We start from the raw sequence: 19,697 nt of genomic DNA, 5'->3' as shown, positions 1-19,697 counted from the left end.
GCCGGCCGCAAGGAACGGCCGGCGCCATGCAACGCGTCTGCGAGCGTTTAGTGCACCGGCGCGGGCGCGGCTTGCTCGACGCCTGCATCGGCCGGCAGCGGCGTGCCGATATGCAGTTCCCCGCGCGGCGGCAGCGAATCATGCGTCGTCTTGAAGATGTCGCCGTCTTTCATCACGAGCGTGATCTTCTTCGGGTCCTGCAAGATGGTCAGGTCCGCGAGCGGATTGCCGTCCACGAGGATGATGTCGGCGAGATAGCCTTCGCGAATCTGGCCGAGCTCGTCGGGCATCATCATCAGTTCGCCGCCGTAGCGCGTCGCGGAAACGAGCACTTCGATCGGCGTCATGCCGATGTAATCGACGAAGTACTGAAGGTCGCGCGCGTTGGTGCCGTGCGGCATCCACGCGAAGCCGTAATCGCCGCCCGGCAGGACGCGGATGCCGCGCTTGTGCATCTTGCGCAGCGTTTCGGCGGCGGTTTCGAGCTCGCGCTTGTAGCCCATCTTCGTCGCCATTTCTTCCGTGATGCCCCACTTCTCCGCGTGATACAGCGTGCTGATGAGCCAGCCGATGCCCGGCGCGACGAAGTGCTTCTCCTTGTTGGCTTCGAGCATGTCGAGCGCTTCTTCGTCGGCGAAGCTCGCGTGGAAGATCAGTTCGAGCCCGTGCCGCACGCACTGCTTGACCGATTCGCTCGACCGCGCATGCGCCGCCACGCGCTTGCCGGCGCGCTTCGCTTCAGCCGCGAGCATCGCGATTTCTTCTTCCGAGAACGGCGACGATTCCGCCGAAATGCCGGCGATGTACTCACCCGAGAGATTGATCTTCAGGTGATCGACGCCGTACTTGACAAACATGCGCGTGGTCGCGCGCATCTCTTCCGGGCCGCTCACGACCGCGCCGAAGTTCAGTTCCTTGAACGGCATGTGCGGCAGCGTGTTGTCGGCGAGGCCGCCGAGAATCGTGATTTCCTGACTGCCCGCGAGATAGCGCGGCCCCGGGAACTCGCCGGCGTTCACGGCGTTGCGCAGCACCACATCGAGCCGCGGCTTCGCGGCGGCCGCGCCGAGCGCGGAGGTCCAGCCCATTTCGAGGTAGCGCTTCGCCACGCGCACGCACCACAGCATGTGCTCTTCGGGCGGCATGAACTGGATGGCGGATAGCGACGGCTGGTCATTCCACGAGAAATGCGTGTGCGCCTCGGTCATGCCGGGCATCAGGAACGCGCCGCGGCCGTCGATGCGCCGCGCGTCGGGCGCGCTGATCGGCGCTTCCTCGCGCGCCACGCGCACGATGCGGCGGCCATCGACGAGCACCTGGCCCTTGAACGGCTGCGCGCCGCTGCCATCGAAAATGGATACGTTGTCGAACAGGATCGAACTCATGTGTGTCTCCTCCACGCGGACCCGGCGCATTCGCGCGCGGGCCGCCGGTTGATTACGGTCTGACCTGGTTGGTGTTCTTCCGGCGCCGGTCGTGGCCGTCTCTGCGGCGCTTCTTCGACGCGGCGTGCCGGCTCGTTCAGTTCTTCACTGCGCTGCCTCATAGAAGCGCTTGAGTTCCGCCATCGATTCGGCGGGCTTCTCGAACGTCGTCCAGTGGCCGCAGCCGTTCAGCACGACGACCTTCGCGCCTTTGATGCGCTCGGCCATCGCTTTCACCGCATCCGGCTTGCCGACGCCGTCCTGATCGCCGGTGACGAGCAGCGTCGGCACTTCGATGCGCTCGATCTCGGCGGCCTGCGCGCCCGCGAGCGCCTCGCAACTTTGCGCGTAGCCTTCGGGCGACTGCCGCATCACGCTTTCGCGCACGAGCGCGAGCGTCACCGGGCGCTGCGACTTCGTTTCGTCGCTGGTCGCGCCCTTGACGATGGCATCGGCAATCTCCTGCACCCCCGGCACGCCCTTCTCGCGCGCGATTCCGGCGCGCTGGCGCATGCCTTCGCGGCCCGCATCCGGCGGCGCGACGAGCGGCCCGAAGAGCGCCAGGCTCTTCACCAGTTCCGGATGCTTCACGGCCAGATGCTGCGCGACGATCGTGCCCATCGAATGCGCGACGACATCGGCCTTCGTGACTTGCATCTCGCGCAGGACCGAGGCGATCGTGTCAACATACAGATCGATCGACAGCTTCTGCTCCGGCAACGGCGAACGCGCGCTGCCCGGCAGGTCGATGCGAATGGCCTTCTTGCCCTCGAATGCCGGCAGCACCGGCGTCCAGTTGTTCGACGATCCGCCGAGACCGTGAATGCACACGACCGGCGCGCCTTCGCCCTCGGTCTCGATGAATACGCCCTGCACTTCTCTCGTTGCCATGTTCACGCCACCTCGTTTTCAAGAATGCCGATGCCCGGAATCTCCATGCGCACGACGTCGCCGCTTTGCAGGAATTTCGGAGGATTGAAGCCGATGCCCACGCCCGCGGGCGTGCCCGTCGCGATGACGTCGCCCGGCTGAAGCTCCATGCCGGCCGAAAGCGTCTCGATGATCGTCGGGATATCGAAAATCAGAAGCTTCGAGTTCGATTCCTGACGCAGCTCGCCGTTGATCCAGCAGCGCACGTCGATGTTCTCGGCGTCGATCTCGTCCGCCGTGACGAGAAACGGACCCATCGGGCAGAAGCCGTCGAGCGACTTGCCGATGAACCATTGGCGATGCAGCTTTTGCAGATCGCGCGCGGTCACGTCGTTGATGATCGTGTAGCCGAAGACGTGGTTCATCGCGTCGGCCTTCTTGATGCCGCGCCCGGCCTTGCCGATCACGACGCCGATCTCCACTTCGTAGTCCATCTGCTGCGTCACGTCGGCGTGGCGCGGAATGCGCTCGCCTGTCGCGATGATCGTCGAGACGGGCTTGGTGAACACGACCGGCGCTTCCGGAATGTGCTCGCCCGCCTGCGCGCTCTTGTCGAAGCCCGACTTGCTGAATTCTTCGGCGTGGTCGTGATAGTTCTTGCCGACACAGAACACGTTGCGGCGCGGCTGGTCGATCGGCGCGAGCACTTGCGCCGAGGCGAGCGGCTTGCCTTCGCCGCGCGGCTTGAGCGTTTCGCGCAGGTCGGCGAATTGTTGAACCAATTGGACCATGTCGCCGGAGAAGCCGTCGCAAAGCTCGGAAACCGGCCAGTACTTGCCGCCTTCCGAATCCACGAGAGCGACTGTTTTCGCGCCATCTACCCGCAAAGTTGCTAATTTCATGGTGGGCCTTTAATCTAGACTTGTCGGTGAATCTGGAGCCACTCTAGGACCAAAAAAGGACAAAGAGAACTAGGGTTAACCAATCATCGATACCAATTGGTCTAAAAGGATGCGCAGGAAAAGTCATGAGCAGCGTCGACGAAATCAGGCTGACAGTCAGGTCCAAAGGAGCGCGCGAGCTCGCCCACTATCTCGAAGAGGCGATCCGCAGCGGCCGGCTGGGTGTGGGCGTGCGTCTGCCGCCGGAGCGCGAGCTGAGCGAAGAGTTCGGCGCGTCGCGGGGCGCCGTGCGCCGCGTGCTCGCGGATCTCAAGGAACGCGGGCTCATTCGCCAGGCAGTCGGCAGCGGCACGTTCGTGATGCCGGGCGGGATGTCGGCAAGCCCGGTGGCGCCGCTAACGCCGCTAACGCCGCCCGAGCCGCAACCGGAGCCAAAGAACGACGTCGTGCAGACGAGCCCTGCCGAACTGATGGAAGCGCGGCTCTTGATCGAACCGCTGATGCCGGGCTTGATCGTGCGCTATGCGACGGTCGCCGACTTTACGCACATGACCGAGTGCATCGAGCGTTCGGAAGCGGCGGCGAGCATCGAAGAATTCGAGCACTGGGATGGCGAGTTGCATCGCGCGTTCGCAGTGGCCACGCATAACAGCTTCTTTCTGCGCGTGCTGGAATTGACGAACGAAGTGCGCGAGCAAGGCGAATGGGGACGCCTGAAGCGCAAGTCGCTCACGCCGGAGCGTCGCAGTCAGTACGAGGCGCAACACCGCGCCATCGTCGATGCGCTTCGGGATCGCGACGCCGAGCTGGCTTGCGAGCTACTGACCGGGCATCTGCTTCAGATTCGCGAGAACCTTTTCGGGCGTTAGCGCAGGTCCTCGCCGCCGCCCGCATCGCCACGCTTTTCGCGGACTCATTCACCGCATGAGTCCGTGCGTGCGTTTCATCGGGAAAGCTCTAATCGAAGCGCCGAAAATAGCTGCATATAGTGGCTCTGTTCTTTTTTCCCGCCTGTGCGCTGCATAAACCAAAATATGAGACAACCGCGCGATTCAGTGCGTCATGCCCGCCGCGATTCCCGTTTCTGAGCGCCAAGACGCGAATAAATAAGCATTCAGAGCTTCATCGAAACGCATCGAAAGAAAATCATCTCGACGTCTTTCCAATGTGAAAGCCGCTCTGAAGTGATTAGCAAGCGATCACCCATTATCTGGACGCAATCGACGACACGTCGACTCGCATCGACCAAGAAACGGAGGTGGACATGACGCAGAACCGGGACACGAAAGACGATAACAACAGCATCAGCACCGCAAGGCGCGGCCTGATGCAGGGCGCGGGGCTCGGCGCGGCGCTGTCGCTGCTGGGCGGCGTCACGGGCGCGGGCGGACTGATTTCGAGCGCTCAGGCTGCCGAATCCGCTTTTCCGCAGCACAAGAAGTGGAAGATCGTGTTCGTCAATCACGTCACCACGAATCCGTTTTTCGTGCCGACGCAATACGGCATACAGGACGCGTGCTCGCTCTTCGGCATGGACTATCAGTGGACCGGCTCAGCCACGTCCGATGCCGGCGAAATGGTGCGCGCCGTGAACTCCGCGATTGCCGCGAAAGCCGATGCCATCGCCGTGCCGATCGTCGATCCGACTGCATTCGACAAGCCGATTCAGGCCGCGCTCGATGCCGGCATTCCGGTGTTCGCCTATAACGCCGACGCGCCGCGCGGCAAGACGAGTCCGCGTCTCGCGTATATCGGGCAGGAACTGTATCTCTCGGGTTATCAGATGGGCGAGCGCATTGCGAGTCTCGTCGATAGCGGCATGGTGGCGCTTTTCATCTCGACGCCGGGTCAGTTGAACATCCAGCCGCGTCTGGACGGCGCGAGCGATGCCATCAAGAAGTCGGGCAAGAAGATCGACATTCAGACCGTGGCGACGGGCGCGACGGTCAACGAGGAACTGTCCAAGATCAAGTCGTTCTATCTGGGACACCAGAACCTCAAAGGCATGTTCGCCGTCGATGCAGGCAGCACGCAAGGCGTCGCGCAAGTGATGAAGGAATCGAACCTGCCGTCGAAGGGCGTGCATGGCGGCGGCTTCGACCTGTTGCCGCAAACCGTCCAGCTGATCCACGAAGGCTTCCTCGATTTCACCATCGACCAGCAGCCGTACGTGCAGGGCTTCTATACCGTGGTGGAAGCGTTCACGTTCCTCGCGTCGGGCGGACTCGTCGGACCGGCGAACATCAACACGGGTCTCAAGTTCGTGACCAAGGCGACCGTCGAGCCGTACCTCAATACGTCGACGCGTTATGAAGGCAAGACCACCAAGCCGCAAATCGTTCCGATGAGCGGCGCGATCAAGTCCTGATGAATACGCTGAACGAGCCGGGCAAAACACACGGCGCCGCGCCGGTCGCGAGACCGCGCGGCGCGCTCTTCGCCCAATGGGCGGCCGAGTTGCGGATACTGCTCGTCGCGGTGCTGCTCGCCGCGTACTTTCAGATTCTCAACCACGACTTCCTGCTCTCCAACGCGAGCCTCGTCAACCTGTCGCAGTTCATCGCGCCGGTGGCGATCATCGCGCTGGGCGAAATCATGCTGATGATCGGCGGCGATATCGATCTGTCGGCGGGCATGGTGTTCGCGTTCGCGCCGTTCATGATGGTCTTCGCCAACGATGCCGGCGCGCCGATGTGGCTCGCCGTGATCGCGGGCCTCGTCGCGGCGGCCATCATCGGCTTCGTGAACGGCGCGGTGACCGTGTATCTGCGCCTGCCCTCCTTCGTCACGACGCTCGGCACGCTGTTCCTCATCAACGGCATCACGCTCACGGTGTCGCGCGGCACGCCGGTCGCGACGCCCGGCTCGCCGGAGTTCGCCGCCGTCATGGGCGCGTGGGGCTACAGCGAGATCATCTGGACGGTCGGGCTCGCGATCATCATGCATGTGCTGTTGCGGCACACGCGCTGGGGCCTGCATACGCAGGCGGCGGGCGCGAACCCGCTCGGCGCGGGCGAAGCGGGCATTCTCGTGAACCGGCTGCGTCTGGGTAACTTCGTTCTCGCGGCGGTGCTCGCGGGCCTCACGGGCATACTCGAAGGCTTCCGCATCACGTCCATCGATCCGCAGGCGGGCGGCAATCAGATCATGTTCCTCGCGGTCGCGGCAGCCGTGATCGGCGGCACGCCGCTGACGGGCGGCTCGGGCACGATCGTCGGCGGCGTGATCGGCGCAGCGGTGCTCGGCATTCTGAACGACGGCTTCACGCTCATCGGCATCAACGCGTTCACGTTCAACATCATTCTCGGCGCCGCGATTCTCGCCGCGATGATCTTCAACATTCACGTCGGGCGCATTCGCCGCAAGGGAGGACGGTAATGGCTGAAGCGCAAACCGCCGCGCCCGATCTCGCCTTGCGCGGCGACAACCTCGTGAAACGCTTCGGCGCGGTGACCGCGCTCGACGGCGTCTCGCTCACGCTCGGCAAGGGCGAAATTCTCGGCGTGCTCGGCGACAACGGCGCGGGCAAGTCCACGCTCGTCAAGATTCTCACGGGCTTTCATCAGCAGACGAGCGGCACGCTGCACGTGCACGGCCAGGAAACGCTGATCCGTTCCGTCGATCACGCGCGTTCGCTCGGCATCGAATGCGTGTATCAGGACCTCGCGCTCGCCAATTCGCTCAGCATCTACCACAACATGTTTCTGAACCGCGAGATCGTGCGGCGCGGGCCGCTCAGTCTCATGCGGCTCGTGGATCACAAGCAGATGCGCGAGCGCGCGGCGCAATGTCTCGACGATATCGGCGTGCATGTGCCGTCCGTCGATTTGCCGGTGGAGCGTCTGTCGGGCGGTCAGCGCCAGGCGATCGCCGTGGCCCGCGCCGTCAATTCGAACGCGCGCATTCTGCTGCTCGACGAACCGCTCGCCGCAATGGGCGCGCGCGAAGCGGGGCTCATCATCGACCTCGTGCTGCGGCTAAAGGAGAAAGGCGGACTGTCGATCATCATGATCATGCACAACTATGCGCAGACGCTCGACATAGCGGATCGCATCATGTTGATGCAGCGCGGCCGCGTCACGTATGAGCAGCGCAGCGCGAATACGTCGGTGGCCGAGCTGATGGATATCGTGCGGCGTGAATATCGCGCGATGCGGGCAGCCACGGCGCATTGAACGCGCTTGGCCGCGCTTGGCCGATGCCCGAGCGTTACTCGACTTCCCCGCCCCGCCGATAAAACCGATGCCGCGAGCATGATGCAAGCCCGCGGCATCGGCAATCAGACTGCCACTACTGCGCCGCGCACGTGAAGCTCGACGCGACGTTCACATCGCCCGAACCGTTATAGCGCGGGAACGCCGGGTACTCGCACAGCGGGCGCGTGCGGCCCGGCACGCCGGTCTTGTCCGCGACGATCTGCGCAGGCGGCGTCACGCCCTTCTCGACCCAGTTCTCGAGCGTCGTCAGCGAGTCCCATCCCGCGTTGAAGATGCTGCTGGTCGAGTGCCCGTAGCCGGGAATCTCGTAATAGCGCACGAAATTGCTGACCGTGGACGCGCCCATCGTCTGACGCAGGCGCTGGTAATACTGCTCCGTGGCCTGCGTGCTCACCAGTGCATCGGCCATGCCGTGCGCCATCAGGATCTTGCCGCCCTTCGCATTGAACGCGGACAGGTCCGTCTTGTTCACGTCCTGCTCGGCCGTCAGCGCGCTGATGCGTGCCTGATACGCGCCCGGGCTTTGCGGATCGACCGTGAGCGAATTGACGCTCGGGTCACGCGCCACGAAGTAGCGAATCCACTGGTCCCAGAAGACGCTGAAGTAAGGCGCGGTGGCAGGCATCGGGCTCGCCGGCTGCAGCAGATTCAACGCAAGGCTGATGACGGTCGGCTGCACCGGCGATGCATTTACGACGCCCAGGTCCGCGCCCCACACGTTGAAGCCGGGATACTGCGTCTCTCCGCTGGCGAGCTGATAGTTGAATGTGATCGGCGTCGCGTACACCTTCAGCGCGGTGATCTGCGCATCGGAAAGGCACGTGTCGCCCGTGTCCGCGCCGTTCGCGCATCGCAGCGGCGTGCCGTTCACCGTCGCGGTCGCCGGATCGAAGCTCGCATTGCAGGCGGCCACGTTGCTGATGAGACCGTCGGCCACGCCGTCGAGCGCATCGCAGGCGGACACCGCGGCATCGAGCAGTACCTTGCGCTTCGCCTGATTCGGATAGGCGCCCGGCTGCGCGAGCGCGCGCGTGATGCGGCCGAACTGAAGGTCCAGCGACGCGGCATTCCATGCCGGATACAGCACGATGGAGCCGTCCCAGTCCTGCGGCCAACGCTGCACGACGGCCAACGCCTCGCGTCCGCCGGACGAGCCGCCTGCGAAGTAGGCGCGCTTGGGCTTGTCCACCGCATAACGCTTGCCGATCAGATAGACCGCCGCATCGCGCGTTTTCTTGAGCGCATCGCCGGAGAAGTTCGCGACGGCTTCGTCGTTAGTGCCGAACGAACCGTCGCGGCTGCCGAGCGCGCCCGCCTGATGGCCCGAATCGCTCGCGAACACCGCATAGCCGCGAGCAAGCGGCGCGGGCTGTGTCGTCGGGCCGGCCGGGACGTTGCCCGTCACGGCGGGTATCGTGCCGTCATAGCCGCCGCCACCGAACATCATCGCCTTGCTGTTCCACTGCGTCGGCATCGCAACCTGGAAGTTGATCTTCGGCGCGGTCTGATCGACGGGCGCAATCGATCCGCTCACGAGGCAATACTCGGGCGTCGCCGAGACGCCCGTTCCCGAAGCGGGCACGACCGCGGCGGCGGCGACGGTCGCGCCCGTCGTCGGCAAACCGATCGCGTTTGCAGGCACGCTCATTCCCGCGAGTTGCGCACAACTGAGCGCAGCGGTCGGCGGCGTGCCGTTATTGTTATCGTCGTTTCCGCCATGACACGCGGCAAGCGCCAGCGCGGCAAACGGTGCAGCCGCCACCGCTGCCTTGTTGACGTATCGAATAGTGCGAGGCCTGCAGAATGCTTCGGGCATGTCTCCTTCCTCCTGGCAATTGGATCGCTCTCGTGAACGGCTCTCGTGAACGGCGTTCTGGTGCCGCGTCGTGCGGTGCGCTTTTTTGCGTCCGCATAAGAATCGTTGACGGCGGCGCGATGGAAGTCAAGCGGGGCGTGTACCAACGCGTGGGATGGCAATCAATTCAATAAGACTTACTGCGCCAGCAGGAATAAGAGTGAGTTGCGAAGGTAGGCTTTACCTCGTCGATGAGCGGCTCATCGGCTCGTGTTCGCTTTGATTTGGCAGGAGAGAGTAGCCCGCATGCGTGCCTTCGTTTCGCATGAGTTGGTGAATTGGGCCGATGATTGATCGCTCGCCATGCAAGGCGAGCGAGTAGCACGCTTCTTTGCCGTGCTCGAAGAAGCGCCGGAGTCATTGACATGACGACCCGGCGCTCGCGTGACTTAACTGGCCTCGGCTGCGTTCGCGCTGCCATTTTGCGCAGGCTCGGATACCGAAGCGCGCTTGACGGAAGCCTTCTTTGCAGCCTTCTTCGTCGCCGTTTTCCTGGTCGCGGCCTGCGCTTTCTTTGCGACTTTCTTCGTGGCCGTCTTCTTGGTTGCCGTCTTTTTCGCCGGCGCGCCGTTCGCCCCTGTCGCATCGATCAGAAACTTGGTCCTGTCTTTAGCGGAGGCGAGCCACGCCGGCGCCTTGCCTCGGCCACTCCATTCCGCGCCCGTCTTCGGATCGCGATACTTCGGCGGCTGCGGGCCGCGTACATAATTGCCGAGCGGCTTGGCCGCTTTCGCATCGGCGGATGAACCCGTGCTCGCGCCAGCGTCGATGAGGAACCTGTTGCGGTTCTTCGCATTGGCAATCCAGCCGGGCGCGCGGCCGTGACCGCTCCACGTCGCGCCGGTCTTCGGATCGCGATATTTCGCAGTCGACGCGCCGCCTTTCTGCGACCCGGTGCTCGCGTCGCGTTTCGCGTCGATGTTCTTGCCGGCCCCGTGCGCGCGCAAGTCGTCGACAGTCAAACCATATTCGTCCATCAACGAATGAATTCGGGCGATGACACCCGCCGACTCTTTCTTCGCTATTGCTTCGGCTTGCGCCTGTAGCTTGGCTATCTTCGTCTGAATGTCTTTGAGCGTTGCCATAGGACTCCCCTTTTCGATTGCAATGCCCGCACTATGCCATATGCGTTGCCCGCGAAACACATTCATCGCGTGACACAATGGCCGACATCGATCGAATCAAACGCAATTTGACGAATTTTTGGCGCGCAAGAAGCCGCGAAATGCACGCTATCCGAAGATACGCGCCCAAATCTTACGAATGCGGCGAGCGCGGTCCTCGAATAGAAATGAAGCGATGAGCGCGAAGATTCCCGATACCACGCCCGTCAGAATATGTTCGACGTACGGATTGGAGTAATGACTTGCGTGTGAATACGCATCGCCTAACGCAGTCAGCAAGCCCACCAGCAATGCATTGCCGGATCGGTTTCCATAGAGTTTCATCGCCGGCGTGAAAGTGAGGAGCACCGCGAGCAGTCCGGTCAGAAGACCAGTTTTGAATGCGATAGTCCAGTGCGCCAGACTCATGACATTGCTCCAGCTACCCGGCATGCAGGTCATGCATGCACTCGTCGGCTGCCAGAAGCGCTGCACGAACAATCGGACGCGACGCTTCCACTCGGTTGACATGATCGTTGCCCTCGGCAATCGCGACGCCGGATGACTCACGTTACGACGACGAGCGGCTATGCGCAATCCCTGTCTGGTTACGCCTCTCGTTCAAGACTCAACGCAGCCCAGACCCAGAAGCGTCGCTTCGATTGCATCGTCGAGCGGCGTATGCGGCTCATGACCGAGCACATCGAGCAGCCGTGTGTTGATCATGCGCACCGGCGTTCGCCACAAATAACGCATTTCGCGCATCTCGCGGAAAGTCACGTTGAAGGGCGATGCAAGCGTCAGCAGCCACCACGGAAAGGCGCCGATCGCAGGCGCTCGCCCGGTGTGTCGCGCGACCACGCGTTGAATGGCTGCGGCGAATTGCGTGCCGTCCTCGTCCCAGTGGCCGCCCATATGAAAGCGCGCGAAACGATCCAGTCTATCGCGGCGCGCGAGCAATTCGACCATGGTGCGCGCCACGTCCGGCAGATACGACCATGCATGTCCGACACCGGCCATCCCCGGATAGACGATTTTTTCGACCCGCTGCCCCGGCTTGACGAGCCCTTGCGAGAACCAGTTGTTGCCCGCTTTCGGCCCGCCGAAGAAATCGCCCGCGCGCACAATCAATGTCTGCACGCCGTCGCGGCTTGCACGTTCGAGCCGCGCTTCCATCTCGACGCGAATCGCGCCTTTCTTCGTGACCGGATGCTGCGGCGCATCTTCGGCGATAACGGGAAACGCGTCCGGTCCGAAGTTGTACACCGTGCCCGGCAGCACGATCGTCGCGCGTTCCGTCTTCGCTGCCGCGATCGTGTTGTCGAGCATCGGCAGCACGAGGTCGGCCCAGCGCCGGTAGCCGGGCGGATTCACCGCATGCACGATGACCGTCGCTCCCTTCGCCGCGCGCGTCACGTCCGCGCGATTCATCGCATCGCCGTGCATCCATTCGATGCCGTCCGTCTGCTCGCTCGCCGCAGCGGAACGCCGCAGGCCGCGCACATGCCAGCCTGCATCGCGCAACTGCCGCGCAACCTCGCCGCCGATGCCGCCGGTTGCGCCCAGCACCAAAGCCGTTTCCCGAGTCATTCCACGCTCCTGTTATGTCGATTGGATGATTCTGCGCGAGACACGCCTGCAATAGAATTGCTGAACCACGTAGAGCGGATATACAAATTTGCATGGCGGACAACATAGGCTGGGAACTCTATCGCACGCTATTGGCGGTGCTTCAGGAAGGATCGCTGTCGGCGGCGGCGCGCGCATTGGGCATCACGCAACCGACCGCTGGCCGTCACATCGAGGCGCTCGAACGGGCGTTGAACGTGAGCCTCTTCACGCGTTCGCAAACCGGCTTGCAGCCGACGGACGTCGCGCTCACCCTGCGCGCTCATGCGGAGGCAATGCAGAGCACGGCTCTATCGCTGGAACGCGCGGCCAGTGGTCACGGCAATGGCGGCGACGTGCGAGGCGTGGTGCGCGTATCGGCGAGCGAAGTGGTCGGCGTCGAAGTGCTGCCGCCCATCATCGCGGCGCTGCGGCAAAGGCATCCACAGCTGGTCGTGGAACTGGTGCTGTCCAATCGCGTGCAGGACCTGCTCAGGCGCGAAGCCGATATCGCCGTGCGCATGGTGCGGCCGAAGCAGACGCAACTCGTCGCGCGACGTATCGGCAGCATCGAACTCGGGCTGCATGCGCATCGCGACTATCTCGCGATGCACGGCACGCCCCGGAACGCGGCGGCGCTGTGGAAACACGCGATCATCGGCTACGATCAATGGACGGCCTTTGTCCGCGAGGCGAGCAAGGCATTTCCCGGCTACTCGCGCGGCGCGCTTTCGCTACGCACCGACAGCGATGTCGCGCAATTCGCGCTGATCCGCGCGGGCGCGGGCATCGGCGTGTGTCAGGTGCCGCTCGCCCGCCGCGACGCGGCGCTCGTCCGCGTGCTGCCCAAGCTGGTCGCGCTGCAACTGGAAACGTGGGTGACCATGCACGAGGACCTGCGCGCATCGCCGCCGTGCCGCGCGACCTTCGATGCGCTCGTGCAAGGGCTTCTGGACTATGTGCGGTGATGCAGCGATGCTTCAGGCGCGCGTGAAACGACTCGGCGCGGGCGGGTGAGACAATCGTCGAGAGTTGGCATCAACCATCGGAGAACGTCATGTCACGCAGCGTCGCAGAGAAACGCGCGGCCTTTCGCGCATTGCATGAGTCGGGTTGCTTCATATTGCCGAACCCTTGGGACGCGGGCAGCGCGCGTTATCTCGCGAGCCTCGGCTTTCAGGCGCTCGCGACGACGAGCTCCGGCTTTGCCTGGTCCACCGGACACGCCGACAACCACGTCACGCGCGATCTCGTCCTCGCGCATTTGCGCGCGATGGTGGACGCCACTGATCTGCCCGTGAACGCCGACTTCGAGAACGGCTTCGGCGCGACGCCCGCCGAGGTTGCCGCAAGCGTCGAGCTGGCGGTCGCGACCGGCGTGGCCGGCTTGTCGATCGAAGATTCCACCGGCGACGCGTCCGCGCCGCTCTTTCCGCTCGACGTCGCCGTCGCGCGCCTGCAAGCGGCGCGGCGCGCCATCGATGCGAACGGCGGCGACACGCTCTTGATCGGCCGCGCGGAGAACTTCTTTGCCGGAACGCCCGATCTGAACGACACGCTCGCGCGCCTCGCGGCCTACGCGGCAGCGGGCGCCGACTGCCTTTACGCGCCCGGCATTCACACTCGCGAGCAGATCGAGGCCGTGGTCGCCACCGTCGCGCCCAAACCCGTCAACGTGCTCATCGGCGGACCGTCGGCCTTCACGCTGAGCGACCTCGCCGCGCTCGGCGTGCGGCGCGTGAGCGTCGGCGGCGCGCTGGCGCGGGCCGCGTGGGGCGGTTTCATGCGCGCGGCCGCGACGCTTGCCGACGGACGCTTCGACGGTTTCGAAGGCGCGGCATCCGGCGCCCAACTCAACGCGCTGTTTTCAGGCAACGCATGACTTCGAAGGAGCGTGTGATGGCTCGTGAAATCATTCGCGTGGAACCGCTTTCCAGTTGGCTCGAACGAAGGAAGGCGCCGGCATCGGTTGTCACGCGTCATCGCGACACCGTGTATGTCTCCGGTCTTCCGCCCTTCGATCCCGAGACCGGCGACGTGCTCGACGCGCCCATCGAGCAGCAGACGCAAGGCGTGCTGGAGCAATTGAAGCTATGCGTGGAGACGGCGGGATCGTCGCTAGATCAGGTCTTGAAGTGCAATGTCTACTGCACGTCGGTGGAGATGTTTTCCGTCGTGAACGAAATCTATGCGCGCTTCTTCGGGCATGCGCCGCCGGCGCGCATCTTCGTGAATGTACCCGCGTGGCCGGGACGCTTCGACATCGAGATCGACTGCGTCGCGGCGGTGTCACAGTAAGTCAGCAAGAGCCGCATCATTCCGGCGTCTGCGCGCCGCGCCATACGCGGCACTGCTGGCGCACGACTTCGTGCAGCGAATCGTGCGCGCCGTAGATGCGGCGCAGCCACATCGCATCGGTCATCCCCTGCGTCACGGTGCGCCTGATCGCATCGAGCGCTTCATCAGCGGCGAGCGCGTGGGCGTGCGGCGCGATGGCGTCGAGCGTGGCGAGAATGTCTTCGCGAATCGGGCGGCGATTTAATGTCTCCGGATTCACGCATACGCCATCCAGTCCGAAGCGGCACGCCATGAACCGGTTCGCCCGATAGACTTCATAGTCGCGCTCGGTCAGGCGCAGAGGCAAATCGGTCAGCAGATAGCGCGCGAGCGACTGAATATACGCGGCAATGGCCGCGGCCCATTCGACGCGCAGCGGCGTATCCATCACGCGCACTTCGATGGTCCCGTATCCCGGACTCGGACGAATGTCCCAATAGAAGTCTTTCAGGCTTTTGACGAGACCCGTGTGCGTCATGCGCTCGAAGTACGCTTCGAACTCACTCCATTTCGTCACGAACGGCGCTTGCCCCGACAACGGAAACGGCGCGACGGAATTCAGGCGGGCGCATTGAAACTGCGTGTCGCTGCCTTGCACGAATGGAGAAGACGCGGCGAGCGCAATGAAATGCGGCACGTAACGCGAAAGCGAGTGCAACAGAACGAGTGCCGAGTCCGGGTCCGCGCAGCCGACATGCACGTGCTGGCCGAAAATCGTGAATTGCTGATAGAGCGCGCCATAAAGCCCCATCAAATATTCGGAGCGCTCGCGTCCGTCGGAACGCTGGTCGTACCAGTTCTGGAAGAAATTGGTTCCTCCGCCGCACACGCCGACATTGAGAAAGTCGCCTGCCCGAACGAGCGTATCGCGAAGCACCTGCAATTCGCTTCTTGCCTGATCGAAGTTCTTGCAGATGCCCGTCGACAACTCGATCATGCCTTCGGTTGTCTCTGGATTAATCGCGCCCTCGAAACGCTCTTCTCTTACGCGATTCAGAAGTTCTGTCGTCGCCTTCGTCAGGTTGTAGTCGTGCGTATTCACGACCTGAACTTCCAGTTCGACTCCGATCGTAAACGGCTCTGACGATGCAAATGGCTGGAGCATGGAGTGTCCTGTTTCGCGGGAGACGAGACGAAGCGGCGAGTTCATTCTACGCGACGAGCAAGACTTGACGAGGAGACGGCATGCGTCCCGTTCGAAGTGAAATCGAACGATCGATCGTAATGCGCAAAGAGTTTCGATAAGAAAGGCGTTGCCGTGCCAGCCTCTTTGTCCGAGACATGGTGTGTCTTATTCAGCAGGCATATTCACTATCAAGATTTCAATGCTTTCTGAACATGCCCACTACTACTAAGCACGCGCCCTACGACCCGCCGCACGACCCGGAAACGCTCGTTCTCACCTGGATAAGACGCGCCCGCGAAGCGCAAATACGTCACTACGCGATGGCCGACCGCCTGAGTGCCTGCGCGCGACAATTGGGGCTCGCGGTCATCGCCATCACCGCGCTCACGGGCACATCGGCGTTCGTGTCGCTGGTGACGCTGGCCGTGTCGCCGGGATTACGCGTGGTCGTCGGACTCACGAGCATGAGCGCTGCGGTGCTCGCCTCATTGCAGACATTTCTGCGCTATAGCGAACGCGCGGAGTTGCATCGCAAAGCCGGCGCGCGCTATGGCGCGGTGCGCCGACGACTCGAGACCATTCACGTCGACGGCGCGCGCGAAGAAGCGATGTTCAGCATCGACGTCGTGCGCGACGAGCTCGACGATATCGCGCAAAACGCGCCGCACGTGCCGCGGCGTGTCATGCGAACGCCTTAGCGACCGCGCTGTTCAAGGCCCATACCCATCGTTGAGCGTGTGCAGAAACGCGACGATATCGTGAATATCCTCTTGCGTCATAGCGGGCGTATCGCCGGGCTTGCGATCGAACGGCGCGTCCTTGTCGTCCACGTTCGCGTGAAATTGCGGCGGCAGGTCGTCGTATTTACGCACCTCGCCTTTGGCGTTCTTCGGGTAGAACTTCTGCGGCGCGGTATTGCGCTCGTTATAGAACGCCATCACGTCGTCCAGTGAACGATAGATGCCGTTATGAAAGAACGCGTGCCGCGTCGCGACGTTGCGCAGCGTGGGCGTGAGGAACATGCCGCAATACTGCGTCTGTTCGCGCAGGTCTTCGCGGAACGGCCCGCACACGCCCATGTCGTAGAACGTCGGATCGCGATTGATCGCGAGCGCCTTATTGCGCGGCACGCCTAGCGATTCGTACTGGAAGTCGGTGAACATCGGCGGCAGACCGTCGGGGCTCGGCTTAGACACATGACAGCCCGCGCAATTCGCCTTGTCGGGATCGTTGAAGAGGCGCAGTCCGTGCAATTCCGCCTGCGTCAGCCGCGCCTTGCCTTCGAGCCAGTAGTCGTATTTGCTCGTGTACGGATGAAACGCCTGCTCCTCCACCTGATAGCGGGCCACGGCGAACATGGCCTCCGATACCGCCAGATCGCCGCTATCGAAAATGCGCGGCCCGAAGAGCTTCTCGAAGTCCCCCTTGTACGACGTATGCGCGAGCTTGTCCGCGACTTGCGCGAGGCTCGCGTTCGCCATTTCGACCGGGTTGACCATCGGCCCGCTCGCTTGCGCCTGCAACGTGTCCGCGCGGCCGTCCCAGAAGAGGCCGCCTTGCGGCACCATCGCCGGGGCGGTGGGCGCCACGCCCGCGCTTTTCTGCGCGCGGGCCGTGCCGCTCGCCTGCGCGGCGAGTTTCGCGAGATCCGGCGCTTCGTCGGCATCGCCCTGATCGGGACCGATGCTGAATGCCGGCTGGCGATACAGATACATGAGTGACGGCGGCGGCCGGTAGCCCGGCAGCGTCAGATGCGGCCCGCCCTGTTGCACGGCGAGGTCGTTCGGCGGGCCGAATGCGTGCGCCGGATCGTGGCACGAGGCGCACGACTGCTGGCCCGACGCCGAAAGACTGCGGTCGAAGAAGATGCGCTTGCCGAGTTGGGCGACGGCGCTCAGTTGCACTGCGGGCGGACGTTGCAAGACGACGGGGTGCGCGTTCGCGCCGGTCAGATTCTCGACGATATCGCCGATTACCGCGGGCATGCGCGACGGCGCGACGACGGCATACGCGCCGAACGCGCCCGCCGCGACGGTGAGCGCAGCGGCCACACGAAGCGCGCGGCGCTTCCGGTTCGGTTGATCACTGGACTGGCCGAGAGCCGGATCGACGGTAGTGGACATGGACTGATGAATACGAGAGCTTCGATGAAAACGCGTTGTCGCCGGCAAGCGGCGACAACAGAAAACGTGATGACACGCGCACGCACGGACGCGCAGCGCGTGCGCGTGTGCCTGTGCGTGTGTGGCGTGCTTAGATGGCCGGCACGGAAGCCACCGGCGAGCCGAGGTTCGGATCGACGAAGAGCTTCGCGTTGTTCCCCTTGCCGCTGAAGTCGAACATGCCCATGATGCTGCCGGCGGTCGCATCGAATGAGCCGCCGCCCAGACGCGCCGAGCCGAGCCAGTTGTCTTCGATGAAGCGCACCACGGACGCCTGGCTGATCGGCGTGTGATCGACGTAGTTCACCTTCGCCCACGGCGAGATCACGAGGAACGGAATGCGCGTGCCCGGACCGCAGCGGCCGTTCACGGCGCCGCCGTTCACGCCGATCGGCGCCGCGCCCGAGCCGCACTTGCCCGCGCCGTTCAGCTGGTCGGCCTGCGCGTCGAACGAAGACGCGGTCGGCGTGGCGTACGCGTGGTCGTACCAGCCGTCCGAGTCGTCCCATGCGACGATCACGGCGGTGCTGTTCCAGTCCGGCTGCTGCTGCAGGAAGTTCACGACCTTCGCCGTGAACGCCTGTTCGTCGAGCGGGTCCGAGTAGCCGGCGTGGCCGTCCTGGAACGCGGGCGCCTTCACGAAGCTCACCGACGGATAGTTGCCCGCCTTCACCGCCGCGAAGAAGTCGTCGCTGTCGTACTGATGGTTCGCGGGCTCCGGCGTCTTGCCGTCCGCTTCCACGGACGACCCGATGGCCGCCGTCGAGCTCGGGCGCAAGTGCTGCGGATTGGCCGTCGACGCGTAGTACTGGAACCAGTTGTGATGCGGGATATAGTCGGCCGTCGCCTGTCCGACCACCGGCGACACCGTGCTGCGCTTGCAGCCCGTCGTGCCGTTGCCGTTCACGGTCGCGAGGTTGAAGCCGCCCATGAAGCCGCCCCACGTGATGTTCTTCGCGTTGAGCAGATCGCCGATGTTCTTCGAGGTCATCATCGCCTGGTCGGTCGTGCTCGAGCAGACGTCGTAGCCGGGATCGACGTCGTTGATCATCGAGTAGCCGCCCTGACCGTCCGCGACATAGTACGAACCGGAGGCCGTCGTCATGTTGAACACGGGCTTGCTCGCCTTGACGATCTGCATGCCGTTGTTCTGGCCGGACACCACTTCGAGCGCGCCCGGCGTCGACGGGCCGTAGGTGTCGGTGTAGGCGTTGTCGCTCATCGCGAATTTCTGCGCGTAGTTCCAGAGCGCGGTGACCGTATTGCCGTCGAAGTAGCCCATCACCTGACCGGCCGTGCCGAACGAACCCGCGCCGCCGCTCGAACCCTTACCCGTGTACTTCGGGAACAGGTCGGCCGCGCCGTTGTTATAGGCCTGCTGCTCGGCGGTGTACGCGTGATTCTGGTCGGCGGTGGCCGCGTGCGTGCGGTCGAGGCGAAACGGATTGGCCGCCGCCGCGCCGTTCTGCGTATTCGTGAAGTTCGGGTTGGCGGTGAGCAGCGTGCCGCTCAGGCCGTTGACTGGCGGGGTGCCCGCCGCCGCCGTGAAGGCCGGTTCGCCGGCCGGATTCGTGGCGTTCGGGTAGGTCGCGAAGTAGTGATCGAACGAGACGTTCTCGTTGAAGATCACGACGAGATGCTTGATCGGCGTCGCCGTGGCGAGCTTGTTCTGCGCGCTTTGCGGGGTGTCGTTATGGTCGCTGCCGCAGGCGTACATGCCGATTGCGGCGGCGGCCGATGCGCCAACCATGAGGGCTCGACGAAACATGAAGGGGACTCCGGTGTCGTTTTGATAGTGGTTCGTTCGTTCGCGCTTTCAGGCGCCGCGAAAGCGAGAGCGCGCGCTGTGCACGCGCGACGGATTTAAGCATCCGCTGATGGCCTCATTAAGACAGCGCGCTTGCGGCGGACTTACTCTGAGTTGACGATTCGTCGCGACGGACTTTCGAAAGCGTTACGCTGCCGCGCCTCGACAAAAGGTACGCGGCGTTCTGCGGGTAAATGCGCCGTTCGTCCCGCTAAAGCATCGCATCCGCGCGACGTAAACCAGCTATCGCCTCGCGTTTGCCGCGCGGCCGGCTCGTTCGCTCGTC

At 63.6% G+C, this 19,697-nt stretch carries 18 protein-coding genes; 8 read left to right on the top strand and 10 right to left on the bottom strand.

Annotated elements, in window-relative coordinates; all coding sequences use genetic code 11:
- Positions 1–47: 47 nt before the first annotated feature.
- The 3 genes from NCR34_RS22705 to NCR34_RS22695 all read right to left on the bottom strand — a co-directional run bounded on the left by NCR34_RS22705 (position 48) and on the right by NCR34_RS22695 (position 3,196).
- Positions 48–1,385 carry a metal-dependent hydrolase family protein gene (locus NCR34_RS22705; RefSeq protein WP_248323525.1) on the bottom strand — a complete coding sequence of 446 codons (1,338 nt, stop codon included), beginning with the start codon at positions 1,383–1,385 and terminating at the stop codon, positions 48–50.
- A gap of 144 nt (positions 1,386–1,529) precedes the next feature.
- Positions 1,530–2,315, bottom strand: coding sequence for an alpha/beta fold hydrolase (locus NCR34_RS22700; protein ID WP_248323526.1), 786 nt, complete (start codon positions 2,313–2,315; stop codon positions 1,530–1,532).
- Positions 2,316–2,317: 2 nt separating this feature from the next.
- Positions 2,318–3,196: a fumarylacetoacetate hydrolase family protein gene (locus tag NCR34_RS22695; RefSeq protein WP_248323527.1), complete on the bottom strand. Its 879-nt coding sequence runs from the start codon at positions 3,194–3,196 to the stop codon at positions 2,318–2,320.
- A 125-nt stretch (positions 3,197–3,321) separates the two neighbouring features.
- On the opposite strand from NCR34_RS22695, the gene NCR34_RS22690 reads away from it, so the two are divergent.
- The 4 genes from NCR34_RS22690 to NCR34_RS22675 all read left to right on the top strand — a co-directional run bounded on the left by NCR34_RS22690 (position 3,322) and on the right by NCR34_RS22675 (position 7,371).
- Positions 3,322–4,065, top strand: coding sequence for a FadR/GntR family transcriptional regulator (locus NCR34_RS22690; RefSeq protein ID WP_248323528.1), 744 nt, complete (start codon positions 3,322–3,324; stop codon positions 4,063–4,065).
- A gap of 395 nt (positions 4,066–4,460) precedes the next feature.
- On the top strand, positions 4,461–5,564 hold the full coding sequence (locus NCR34_RS22685) for a sugar ABC transporter substrate-binding protein (protein WP_248323529.1): 1,104 nt from the start codon (positions 4,461–4,463) through the stop codon (positions 5,562–5,564).
- Positions 5,564–6,574: an ABC transporter permease gene (locus tag NCR34_RS22680; protein ID WP_248323530.1), complete on the top strand. Its 1,011-nt coding sequence runs from the start codon at positions 5,564–5,566 to the stop codon at positions 6,572–6,574. Before NCR34_RS22685 ends, NCR34_RS22680 begins: the two co-directional genes overlap by 1 nt.
- Positions 6,574–7,371, top strand: coding sequence for an ATP-binding cassette domain-containing protein (locus NCR34_RS22675; RefSeq protein ID WP_248323531.1), 798 nt, complete (start codon positions 6,574–6,576; stop codon positions 7,369–7,371). The genes NCR34_RS22680 and NCR34_RS22675 overlap by 1 nt, the downstream gene beginning before the upstream one ends.
- 115 nt (positions 7,372–7,486) lie before the next feature.
- On the opposite strand, the gene NCR34_RS22670 is transcribed toward NCR34_RS22675, so the two are convergent.
- The 4 genes from NCR34_RS22670 to NCR34_RS22655 all read right to left on the bottom strand — a co-directional run bounded on the left by NCR34_RS22670 (position 7,487) and on the right by NCR34_RS22655 (position 11,961).
- The gene (locus NCR34_RS22670) at positions 7,487–9,229 is read right to left on the bottom strand and encodes a tannase/feruloyl esterase family alpha/beta hydrolase (RefSeq protein WP_248323532.1); all 1,743 of its coding nucleotides are present in this window, start codon (positions 9,227–9,229) and stop codon (positions 7,487–7,489) included.
- Between the two features lie 428 nt (positions 9,230–9,657).
- Entirely contained in the window at positions 9,658–10,353 is a 696-nt protein-coding gene (locus NCR34_RS22665; protein WP_250501081.1) for an H-NS family nucleoid-associated regulatory protein, read from the bottom strand.
- Between the two features lie 147 nt (positions 10,354–10,500).
- Complete coding sequence (locus tag NCR34_RS22660; RefSeq protein ID WP_250501080.1) at positions 10,501–10,902, bottom strand: hypothetical protein; 402 nt, start codon at positions 10,900–10,902, stop codon at positions 10,501–10,503.
- 90 nt (positions 10,903–10,992) lie between these two features.
- Positions 10,993–11,961: an NAD(P)H-binding protein gene (locus NCR34_RS22655; RefSeq protein WP_248323535.1), complete on the bottom strand. Its 969-nt coding sequence runs from the start codon at positions 11,959–11,961 to the stop codon at positions 10,993–10,995.
- Positions 11,962–12,053: 92 nt separating this feature from the next.
- Between NCR34_RS22655 and NCR34_RS22650 the strand changes: the two genes are divergently transcribed.
- The 3 genes from NCR34_RS22650 to NCR34_RS22640 all read left to right on the top strand — a co-directional run bounded on the left by NCR34_RS22650 (position 12,054) and on the right by NCR34_RS22640 (position 14,277).
- Positions 12,054–12,947: a LysR family transcriptional regulator gene (locus NCR34_RS22650; protein ID WP_250501079.1), complete on the top strand. Its 894-nt coding sequence runs from the start codon at positions 12,054–12,056 to the stop codon at positions 12,945–12,947.
- Between the two features lie 89 nt (positions 12,948–13,036).
- On the top strand, positions 13,037–13,861 hold the full coding sequence (locus NCR34_RS22645) for an isocitrate lyase/PEP mutase family protein (RefSeq protein WP_248323537.1): 825 nt from the start codon (positions 13,037–13,039) through the stop codon (positions 13,859–13,861).
- A 17-nt stretch (positions 13,862–13,878) separates the two neighbouring features.
- Positions 13,879–14,277, top strand: coding sequence for a RidA family protein (locus NCR34_RS22640; RefSeq protein WP_248323538.1), 399 nt, complete (start codon positions 13,879–13,881; stop codon positions 14,275–14,277).
- 16 nt (positions 14,278–14,293) lie between these two features.
- On the opposite strand, the gene NCR34_RS22635 is transcribed toward NCR34_RS22640, so the two are convergent.
- On the bottom strand, positions 14,294–15,421 hold the full coding sequence (locus tag NCR34_RS22635) for a YbdK family carboxylate-amine ligase (RefSeq protein ID WP_250501078.1): 1,128 nt from the start codon (positions 15,419–15,421) through the stop codon (positions 14,294–14,296).
- A gap of 233 nt (positions 15,422–15,654) precedes the next feature.
- Between NCR34_RS22635 and NCR34_RS22630 the strand changes: the two genes are divergently transcribed.
- Entirely contained in the window at positions 15,655–16,140 is a 486-nt protein-coding gene (locus NCR34_RS22630) for an SLATT domain-containing protein (RefSeq protein ID WP_250501077.1), read from the top strand.
- Between the two features lie 12 nt (positions 16,141–16,152).
- Here NCR34_RS22630 and NCR34_RS22625 read toward each other — a convergent pair whose 3' ends face one another.
- Positions 16,153–17,565, bottom strand: a complete 1,413-nt coding sequence (locus tag NCR34_RS22625) for a cytochrome-c peroxidase (protein ID WP_248323541.1) — start codon at positions 17,563–17,565, stop codon at positions 16,153–16,155.
- Positions 17,566–17,695: 130 nt separating this feature from the next.
- Complete coding sequence (locus NCR34_RS22620) at positions 17,696–19,372, bottom strand: phospholipase C (protein WP_248323542.1); 1,677 nt, start codon at positions 19,370–19,372, stop codon at positions 17,696–17,698.
- Positions 19,373–19,697: the final 325 nt, after the last annotated feature.

It is taken from the genome of Caballeronia sp. GAWG1-5s-s, from assembly GCF_023631445.1.
Lineage (GTDB): Bacteria > Pseudomonadota > Gammaproteobacteria > Burkholderiales > Burkholderiaceae > Caballeronia.
This window is presented reverse-complemented; position numbering and strand designations above follow the sequence as displayed.